This is a genomic window from Paraburkholderia solitsugae (genome assembly GCF_013177695.1).
In the GTDB taxonomy this organism is placed as follows: Bacteria; Pseudomonadota; Gammaproteobacteria; order Burkholderiales; family Burkholderiaceae; genus Paraburkholderia; species Paraburkholderia solitsugae.
The window spans coordinates 1-9,876 of the sequence record NZ_WOEY01000186.1 but is presented as its reverse complement, the minus strand read 5'-3'; the positions used below and the strand labels follow the sequence as shown (position 1 = coordinate 9,876).

At 62.8% G+C, this 9,876-nt stretch carries 5 protein-coding genes; 3 read left to right on the top strand and 2 right to left on the bottom strand.

The window, feature by feature from the left end:
• The first annotated feature begins 942 nt into the window (after positions 1–942).
• A complete protein-coding gene (locus tag GNZ12_RS43270) occupies positions 943–3,294 on the top strand; it encodes a UvrD-helicase domain-containing protein (protein WP_172319061.1) in 2,352 nt (783 codons plus the stop codon).
• Positions 3,291–4,067, top strand: a complete 777-nt coding sequence (locus tag GNZ12_RS43265; RefSeq protein WP_172319059.1) for a 5'-methylthioadenosine/adenosylhomocysteine nucleosidase — start codon at positions 3,291–3,293, stop codon at positions 4,065–4,067. The genes GNZ12_RS43270 and GNZ12_RS43265 overlap by 4 nt, the downstream gene beginning before the upstream one ends.
• Here GNZ12_RS43265 and GNZ12_RS43260 read toward each other — a convergent pair.
• Positions 4,064–5,953, bottom strand: a complete 1,890-nt coding sequence (locus GNZ12_RS43260; RefSeq protein ID WP_172319057.1) for a propionate--CoA ligase — start codon at positions 5,951–5,953, stop codon at positions 4,064–4,066. The genes GNZ12_RS43265 and GNZ12_RS43260 overlap by 4 nt on opposite strands.
• 203 nt (positions 5,954–6,156) lie before the next feature.
• Entirely contained in the window at positions 6,157–7,422 is a 1,266-nt protein-coding gene (locus GNZ12_RS43255; RefSeq protein ID WP_172319055.1) for an MFS transporter, read from the bottom strand.
• 502 nt (positions 7,423–7,924) lie between these two features.
• Between GNZ12_RS43255 and GNZ12_RS43250 the strand changes: the two genes are divergently transcribed.
• Positions 7,925–9,604 (top strand): methyl-accepting chemotaxis protein, encoded by a 1,680-nt coding sequence (locus GNZ12_RS43250; protein ID WP_172319053.1) that lies wholly within the window; start codon positions 7,925–7,927, stop codon positions 9,602–9,604.
• Positions 9,605–9,876 lie beyond the last annotated feature (272 nt).

Sequence of the window (9,876 nt, the reverse complement as noted above, 5' to 3'; positions counted from 1 at the left end):
GTGCGGGGCGGGCACTTACTTCTCTTTGCCGGCCGCAAAGAGAAGTAAGCAAGAGAAAGCGGCTCAAACCGCTAATTTTTAAGCGAGTCTCCTGGCTCGGAGGGGGCCGTGGTGCATCTGGAATCTGTGTTTCCGCACACTTCGCGTTAGTGACAAGGCACTCATACTTCCCGCCTCGCACGACGTGCTCGCCGGAAGGGTCCATCAGAAAACATGGGGCTTCGTTCGGACGCGGTGGGGGCCATTGGCCTCGCCTCGGCGATGCGCCAGCTGGGCTAGTGCTTCGGAAAGACCGCCGACGCCGAACATGACCAGCGGCAAACGAAGTACGGCCAGGCGCCGAAAACGGCAGGCTGCTCTTTGAAGTGCCGCGGACAACGAGTACGGCGTGCTGCCTTTTGAGGTGCCGCGGGCATCGAACGCGGCGGGTAGCCTTGTGAATCACCGCTGAGCGTAAAAACGGCGCCCGGTTTGATGAGCTACCGCGTCGGCGCGCGCAGCGTCGCCGGAAGTATGACTCCTTTGTCACTGGCGCCGACTGCGCGAGGGCACCGATTCCAGATGCACCACTACCGTGGCTGTGCGGGAGACCCGCTTAAGAATTAGCGGTTTGAGCCGCTTTCTTTTGCCTACTTTTCTTTGCGGCAGGCAAAGAAAAGTAGGTGCCTGCCCCGCACAGGGGCGACGCTAATAATCCAATATCAAAACAAGGAAAGGCCAACGCCGTAGGCACACAGACAAAGCGCCGCGAAGGCATACAGATCAAGGAAAGGCCAACGCCGCAGGCATACAGACGAACAAGCGCCGCGCAGGAAAAAACCCCCAGCCAAACCCCGTCGCCGCAGGCAAACAACCAGAAAGCACCGCAAGCAAAAACCCCCAAAAAAACCCCAGCCCCGGAGGGGCATATAATGTCGGACGCACTTGCCGTCCTCCCAAAAAATGCCCGATCTGCTAGCCAATCTAAACCCCGAACAACACGCCGCCGTCACGCTCCCCAACGAGCCGGCGCTCATCCTTGCCGGCGCGGGCAGCGGCAAAACCCGCGTCCTCATCACGCGGATCGCATGGCTCATCCAGCACGGTCTGGCGTCGCCCGCCACCATCCTGGCGGTGACCTTTACCAATAAAGCCGCCCGCGAAATGATGTCGCGTCTGTCGGCACTCTTGCCGATCGACACGCGAGGCATGTGGATCGGCACCTTCCACGGCCTGTGCAACCGCATGCTCCGCGCGCACCATCGCGACGCCGGCCTGCCCGCCACCTTCCAGATTCTCGATACCGCAGACCAACTCTCCGCGATCAAGCGTCTGATGAAGGGCCTTAACATCGACGATGAAAAGTACCCGGCGAAAAACCTCCAGTACTTCATCAACAACTCCAAAGAACAAGGCCTGCGCCCGAAAGACGTCGACGCCACCGACAACTTCAACCGCAAATTCGTCGAACTCTACGAAGCCTACGAGCAGCAATGCCAGCGCGAAGGCGTCGTCGACTTTCCGGAACTGCTGCTGCGCTGCTTTGAACTGCTGGCGCACAATCCGCCGCTGCGCGCCCACTATCAGGCGCGCTTCAAGCACATTCTCGTCGACGAGTTTCAGGACACCAACAAGCTGCAGTACGCCTGGCTGAAGCTGCTGGCCGGGCAGACCAACTCGATCTTCGCGGTCGGCGACGACGACCAGTCAATCTACGCGTTCCGCGGTGCGAACGTCGGCAACATGCGCGACTTCGAACACGAGTTCAACGTTCGGCACATGATCAAGCTCGAGCAGAACTATCGCTCGCACGGCCATATCCTCGACGCGGCCAATCAACTGATCGCCAATAACTCGCGGCGTCTGGGCAAAAATCTGCGTACCGACGCGGGGCACGGCGAACCGGTGCGCGTCTACGAGTCCGCCACCGATACGCAGGAAGCCGGCTGGATCGTCGAAGAAATCAAGGCGCTGATCAGCACCGGCACGTCGCGCAGCGAAATTGCCATCCTGTATCGCAGCAACGCGCAGTCGCGCACGATCGAACACACGCTGGTCAATGCGGGCATCGCGTACCGGGTGTACGGCGGTCTGCGCTTTTTCGAGCGTCAGGAAGTCAAGCACGCGCTGGCCTATCTGCGACTGATCGACAATCCGAACGACGACACCGCGTTCGCCCGCGTCGTCAATTTCCCCACGCGCGGTATTGGGGCGCGTTCGATCGAGCAACTTGCCGACGCAGCGCGTCTGTACAACTGCTCGATGGCCGCGGCGATTCCGTATGTCGCGGGTAAGGCGGGGTCGAGCCTCGCCGGCTTCGCGAACCTGATCGGCAAGATGCGCGCGGAAACGCAGCAGATGAGCCTGCCGGAAACGGTCGAATACGTGGTTCGCACGAGTGGTCTCACGGAGTTCTATCAGAACGAACGGGAAGGCCAGGACCGGCTGGAGAACTTGCAGGAACTGGTCAACGCGGCTGCCGCGTTCGTCAGCGAAGAAGGTTACGGCATGGATACGCCGGCGCGCTCGATTCCGCTGCGCCCGGGCGCGACCACGGCGCCTGAGTTGGCCGTCGCCACAGACGATCCGAATACCGTCGTGCTGGACGCGCCCGGCATCGCTGATCCGGCGCAAAACCCGGATACGATGACGCCGCTCGCCGGTTTCCTGTCGCACGCATCGCTGGAAGCGGGTGACAACCAGGCACAAGCCGGTCAGGAAGCCGTGCAGTTGATGACGGTGCACGCGGCCAAGGGCCTCGAGTTCACGGCGGTGTTTATCACCGGGCTCGAAGAAGGGCTGTTCCCGCATGAAAACAGCGCGATGGAGACGGACGGTCTGGAAGAAGAACGCCGTCTGATGTACGTGGCGATCACGCGGGCCAAGGAGCGTTTGTATCTGTCGTTTGCGCAGAGCCGGATGCTGCACGGCCAGACGCGCTACAACATCCGCTCGCGCTTCTTCGACGAACTGCCGCAGGAAACCCTCAAGTGGCTCACGCCGAAGGTCGAGGCGGGCGCGCGTTGGGGCGGCCGCTCGGATAACGCCGGCTACGGTCGCGATTGGTTCGCGCGGCCGGGTTACACGGGTCCTGCGTCGTCGACGCCGGCGCCGTTGCCGGCCTTTGCGAACGAGCAGCGCGCAGCTGAGACGGGCTTTCGCGTCGGCCAGCAGGTGTTCCACACCAAGTTCGGGGAAGGCACGATCACGGCGCTGGAAGGCGGTGGCACGGATGCCAAGGCCCAGGTCAAATTCAAGCGGCACGGCGAGAAGTGGCTGGCGCTTGCTGTGGCTAAATTGCAGGCGGTTGAATGAGCACACCTGTCTTGCATCGTCCGCTTGGCATTCTGGCGGCCTTGCCGCAGGAACTCGGCGATCTGATCGAAGCGATGCGCGCCGAATCCGGCGTGCGTACCATCACACATGGTCAGCGTGACTATCATCTCGGCACCGTGCACGGCACGCCGTGCGTCGTGACGCTGGCGCGCGTCGGCAAGGTCGCGGCGGCGGCCACCGTCAGCGCCTTGATTCACGCATTCGATGTCGAGGCGGTCGTGTTCACGGGCGTCGCGGGTGGCGTGGGAACGGAGGTGCGGGTCGGCGATATCGTCGTCGCCAACGCGCTGATGCAGCACGATCTCGACGCGTCGCCACTGTTTCCGCGGTTCGAAGTGCCTTTGCTCGGCGTGTCACGGTTTACCGCCAATGCGGCGCTTGCCGATCAACTGGCCGCGGCCTGTGAGCGTTTTGTCGCTGAAGAGGGTGCTGCGTCGGCGGCGCGCTTCGGTACGCGCGAGCCGCGCGTCCATCGCGGGTTGATTATCAGCGGCGATCAGTTCGTCGCGAGTGCAACGGGCGTCAAAGCCTTGCGCGATGCGCTGCCAGATGCGCTCGCTGTCGAGATGGAAGGCGCGGCGATCGCGCAGGTCTGTTACGAGTACGGCGTGCCGTGTGCGGTGGTGCGCACCATCTCCGACACCGCCGACGATCACGCGCCGCAATCGTTCGTGTCGTTTCTCACGGAGATCGCCGGGACGTATTCGAACGCGATTCTGACGCGGTTTCTTGAAGCGCGTCGCGCGGCTTAACCCAACGCCTCACGCACCTGCTGCAACGCCGCCGGATCTTCGATAGTCGGCAAATCGCCCGGTTCGCGTCCTTCCGCGAGTGCCGCAATCGCGCGGCGCAGCAGCTTGCCGGAGCGCGTCTTCGGCAGCATCGACACCACCACTACACGCGCCGGCCGCGCAATCGCGCCGAGCTGACGGTCGACCGTCGCGCCAAGTTCGGCTTCCAGCCTGGCTCTTGCCTTGTCGTCCGCATAGGCTTGCGCGTCGCGCAGCACCACGAAGGCCATGGCCGCCTGACCCTTGAGCGCATCCGTGACGCCGACCACGGCGACTTCCGCGACCGCCGCATGGCTCGACAACGCTTCCTCGATCTCGCGCGTGCCGAGCCGATGGCCGGCGACGTTGATCACATCGTCGGTGCGGCCGAGGATCGTCACATAACCGTCTTCGTCCTGAATACCCCAGTCGAAGGTCGAGTAGGCCTGCTGGTTCGGAATGCTCGACCAGTACGTGCTGACAAAGCGCTTATCGTCGCCCCATACCGTCGACATGCAGCCCGGCGGCAGCGGATAGCCCAGCGTGAGTACGCCTTTTTCGCCAGGCGCGCAGGGCTCGCCGGTCAGTTCGTTACGCAAGGTCAGATCGAAGCCGGCCGATGGCACGCCCGGCGAGCCGAGCTTGGTGGGCAACGCTTCGACGCCGCGCGGAATCGCCAGCATCGGCCAGCCGGTTTCGGTCTGCCAGTAGTTGTCGATCACGGGCTTGCCGAGCGCGTCGGCGATCCATGCGGCGGTCGGTTCGTCGAGCGGCTCGCCGGCGAGGAACAGCGCGCGCAGGCTCGATAGATCGGCTTTCTTCAGCAGCGCCGGGTCCTGCTTTTTCAGCACGCGCAATGCGGTCGGCGCGGTGAACATGAGATTGATCTTGTGCTGTTCGACGAGACGCCACCAGATGCCGCCGTCCGGACGGATCGGCGTGCCTTCATACATCACCGTAGTGAGCCCCGCGATCAGCGGCGCGTAGACGATGTAGCTATGGCCGACCACCCAGCCCACGTCCGATGCGGTGAACATCGTGTCGCCGGCCTTGCCCTGAAAGATGTGTTCCATCGATGCCGCCAGCGCCACCGCATAGCCGCCGACGTCGCGCTGCACACCCTTCGGTTTGCCGGTCGTGCCCGACGTGTACAGGACGTACGATGGCTCATTCGATTCGAGCCATTCGCACGGAACATGGGCGTCGAAAAATTGCTCGCGCAGCGGCTCGTAGGCGACCAGATAGTTCGCGTTCAGCCGCTCGGGTGCGAGTTGCCGGTCGATCAGCAACACATGCGGTGTCTTGTGGGTCGCGCGCGCGAGCGCTTCGTCCACCAGCGGTGTGTAGTCGATCACTTTGCCGCCGCGAGCGCCGGCATCGGCGGTGACGATCAGCACGGGTTTGGCATCGTCGATGCGCGCTGCCAGGTTGGGCGCAGCGAAGCCGCCGAACACCACCGAGTGAATCGCGCCAAGCCGCGCGCACGCCAGCATGGCGAACAGCGCCTCGGGGATCATCGGCAGATAGAGCAGCACGACGTCGCCGCGCTTCACGCCTAGCGAGCGCATCACCGCGGCCATCCGGTTGATTTCGGCGTACAGCTCGGCGTAGGTGTAGCGCCGCTCGATGCCGGTTTCCGTCGACACGTAGATCAGCGCGTTTTGCTGCGGACGCTCGGCCATATGCCGGTCCACCGCGTTGTGGCACAGGTTTGTGCGGCCGCCGACGAACCAGCGCGCGAACGGTGGATTCGAGCGGTCGAGCACGGTATCGAACGGCGTCTGCCAATGAATTCGCCGCGCCTCATCGCGCCAGAATTCCTCGGGTTGCTCGATCGAGCGGCGGTGGAAGTCGCGGTAGCTTGTCATCGGCGGCGATCCTTCTGCTGCGTGAGTGAACGGATGTCGAGTCGTACGGCTGGTTTGGGGCGGCGAGAGAGCCGTGCGACCATCCGCACAAGCATAGTGCACGCGCCGCTCTGCGGACAACGCGGGTTCACCATGAGCGGGGGAGGGCCCAAAGAAAAAGGCGCCGCAGCGCCTTTTTTCTCATTCAGTTCCGGAGAGGCCCATCACGCTTTTGCGCGCTTGCCTTCGACATTCGGCAGAAACACCGTCAACACGCCGATCAGCGGCAGGAACGAGCAGACCTTATACACGTAGGTGATGCTGGTGGCGTCGGCCAACTGCCCGAGCACCGCAGCGCCGATCCCGCCCATGCCGAACGCGAGACCGAAGAACAGACCCGCGATCATCCCCACCTTGCCGGGAATCAGTTCCTGCGCATAGACGAGAATCGCCGAGAACGCCGAAGCCAGCACGACACCGATGATCACCGTCAGAACGCCGGTCCAGAACAGGTTCGCGTACGGCAGCAGCAGCGTGAACGGCGCGACGCCGAGGATCGACACCCAGATCACATACTTGCGGCCGATCTTGTCGCCGATCGGCCCGCCGATCACCGTGCCGGCCGCGACCGCCGCGAGGAACACGAACAGGTGGATCTGCGCGGCCTGCACCGGCAGATGGAACTTGTCGATCAGATAGAAGGTGAAGTAGCTGTTGATGCTGGCGAGGTAGAAGTACTTCGAGAACACCAGCAGCATCAGCACACCCATCGCGAACATTACCTGGTTGCGCGACAGTGTCGCGTGACCGGTCTGGCTGCGCGCCTTCTTCACCGCCGGATGAGCCTTGTACCAGCGGCTGATTTGCGTGAGCACGACAATCGCGACGAGCGCCGCTACCGAGAACCACGCGATGCTGCGCTGGCCGTGCGGAATCACGATCAACGCGGCGAGCAGCGGTCCGAGCGACGAACCCGCATTGCCGCCCACCTGGAACAGCGACTGCGCCAGACCATGCCGACCGCCCGAGGCCATCCGTGCTACTCGCGACGATTCCGGATGGAACACCGACGAGCCGCAGCCGACCAGTGCGGCCGCCACCAGCAGCACGCCGAAACTCGGCGCGACCGACATCAGCAGCAGGCCCGCGAGCGTGAAGCCCATGCCGACCGGCAGCGAATACGGCTTCGGATGCTTGTCGGTATAGCTGCCGACGAGCGGCTGCAGCAGCGACGCGGTGATCTGATAGGTCAGCGTAATCAGGCCGATCTGCCCGAACGACAGGGAAAAGTTGTCTTTCAGCATCGGGTAGATCGCCAGAATCAACGACTGGATCATGTCGTTGAGCAGATGCGAGAAGCTGATCGCACCCAGCACGGAGTAGACCGTGCGCTGGACTTTAGCGGCCGGCTGCGCGGCGGCGGGGTTGGCAGAACCCGCGGGAGAGGCTGAGGCGCCGGCGAGGGCGCTTTTTTCGAGGCTCGTTTCCATACGCTAGATGAGAGAGAAGAGGGGTAGAGGTTTCAAGCTGCCGGCGCGTCGTCGTTCTTCGTCTTCGTGTGCTGGTTCGACTGCCGCGGCACTTCGACGCAGCATCTGGCGTTGTCAGCTATTTGCCGAAGTTTAATGTGGCTTCTGCGAATTGTAAGGACAAGTTTTGTCGCGAATCGGACACTTATTGGGTTACCCGAGTGTCGCGGATGCGCCGGGATCGGGAGACTGGCGCACCGCGGCGGTGCTTTGGGCGAGTGTGTTGCCATTACCACGCGTGGCTGGCAAGTGGTCTGATAAAAGCGGATTGGGGATTTTTGGCCGTGTATAAAACGGTCGCGGGCGCGAAGCTTACAAAGCGACGCGTCGAGGACCGGGCGGGATGATTGGCATGACGCGAGCGGCGTTAAAGATCGCAGACGTTTATGCCGTAGACCCGGAGAGAAAAGCATTAATGCCGGAACCGACCTTTCCGGCAGTTCGATACGTGGGGACGAGGAATATGAAAGCAGTTTCGCTGGGCGGCCAGACGGGCGCGGGGTTTGTACCGGAAGGGGAAGTGGCGGGCAAGCCGTCGCCATCGCGTGGACAGGGCAGCCGCTCGCGTGCCGTGCGGCTCAAGGGCTTGTCGGTGAAGGCCACGTTACGGCTTGCGTTTGCCGTGCTGCTGATCGGCACACTCGCGATCGGTGTGTTTTCGCTGACCCAGATCAGCCGCCTGAACGCCTCCGCGCAATCGATCTACGACCAGGGCCACGTTGCCAGCCGCGCTGCCGAAGAAGCACGCGGCCACATGCTGCGCGCGAGCCGCGCGCAAAAGATGTTGCTGACCGCGACCACCGCGAAGGAACGCGACGACCTCGGCGCCGACATCGACAAGGGTTTGAGCGGTCTTGCGACGGAACTCGGCACGCTGCAGCAGTACGTCGACACATCCGACGCGAAGGCCGTCGACCAGCAGAAGAAATTCGCTGCTGCCGTCGCGGTGTGGAGCGGGCACTTGCGTGACTTCGTGACGCTTGTGAAAGCGCAACCGCTCGACTTGTCGCAGATGAACTGGCAGGTCGGCACACAGGACGTCTCGCTGCTGGTCGAGACAGGCAAGCTCGAAAAACTCGTCGACGAGCTGGTCGCGCAACGCGGCACGGCCGCCAAGGCGACGATCGAGGCGTCGGGTTTTATCTTCCATTCGTCGTTCGTGATGATTGCGGTGATGACGGTCGCGCTGATCGCGCTGGCGTTCGGCATTAGCGAGTGGGTGGTGCGCCGCCTTGCTGGCCAACTTGGCGGCGAGCCGGCATACGCAAAGGAAATTGCCAGCCGGATCGCGGCGGGCGATCTGTCGAATCAGATCGTGCTGGGCCGCAAGGACAAGTCGAGCATGCTGTACGCGCTGCACGACATGCAGAGTGGCCTTGCAACGACGGTCTCCGACATTGCATCCAGTGCGGACGCGATCGCGACGGCGTCGGGCGAGATCTCGATGGGCAATCTGGACTTATCGCAGCGTACCGAGCAACAGGCGATGGCGCTCGAGCGGACCGCGAGCAGCATGGAGCAATTGACCTCAACGGTTCGGCAGAACGCCGACAACGCGAAGCAGGCGAGCACGCTGGCCAACAACGCCTCCGAGATTGCGGAGAAGGGCGGCGACGTGGTGAGCCGCGTGGTTGCGACGATGAACGAGATCAACGATAGCGCGCGGAGCATTGGCGACATCATTGGCGTGATCGAGGGGATTGCGTTTCAGACCAACATTCTTGCTTTGAACGCTGCGGTTGAAGCTGCGCGAGCGGGCGAGGAAGGCCGCGGGTTTTCTGTTGTCGCGGCTGAAGTGCGGAATCTGGCTCAGCGTAGTGCGGCTGCTGCCAAGGAGATCAAGGGTTTGATCAGTACTTCGGTGGAGCGAGTGAGCAATGGGTCGACATTGGCGCAGGATGCTGGGCAGACCATGGATGAAGTGGTCAAGGCGGTGAAGCGCGTGACTGACATCATGGGAGAGATTTCGGCGGCGTCGTCGGAGCAGAGCGCTGGCATCGAGGAGATCAACCTTGCTGTGACGCAGATGGATTCGGGCACGCAGCAGAATGCCGCGTTGGTGGAGCAGGCGACAGCGGCAGCCAGATCGTTGGATGACCAGGCGCGCGGCCTGAAGCAGATGGTCGGAAAGTTCAGGCTATAAAACGGTGAAGGACCGCGACGGACATACAGCGAATGAGTTACTGCCTCGGCGCCCGCAGCGCCGCCGAGGCGAAGCCGATGGTCGCCACCATGCGCAAGCGAAGCCCCTGGTTCCCTGGCAGACCCATCCGCGACGCACGTAGTGTGGAGTGGGAGCTGATGAGCCCTTTTATATGGACGCCTCCCGTTTGCCAAGGAATTTTATGTGCTGGTAGACAGGAAGGCTGCGGCTTTATATCCGGCCTTGTTGCAGGTCGAACCCGCTGGCCTCGA

Coding starts and splice junctions, on each gene's coding strand:
- GNZ12_RS43270 (WP_172319061.1), top strand. CDS start 943: ATGCCCGATCTGCTAGCCAATCTAAACCCCGAACAACACGCCGCCGTC.
- GNZ12_RS43265 (WP_172319059.1), top strand. CDS start 3,291: ATGAGCACACCTGTCTTGCATCGTCCGCTTGGCATTCTGGCGGCCTTG.
- GNZ12_RS43260 (WP_172319057.1), bottom strand. CDS start 5,953: ATGACAAGCTACCGCGACTTCCACCGCCGCTCGATCGAGCAACCCGAG.
- GNZ12_RS43255 (WP_172319055.1), bottom strand. CDS start 7,422: ATGGAAACGAGCCTCGAAAAAAGCGCCCTCGCCGGCGCCTCAGCCTCT.
- GNZ12_RS43250 (WP_172319053.1), top strand. CDS start 7,925: ATGAAAGCAGTTTCGCTGGGCGGCCAGACGGGCGCGGGGTTTGTACCG.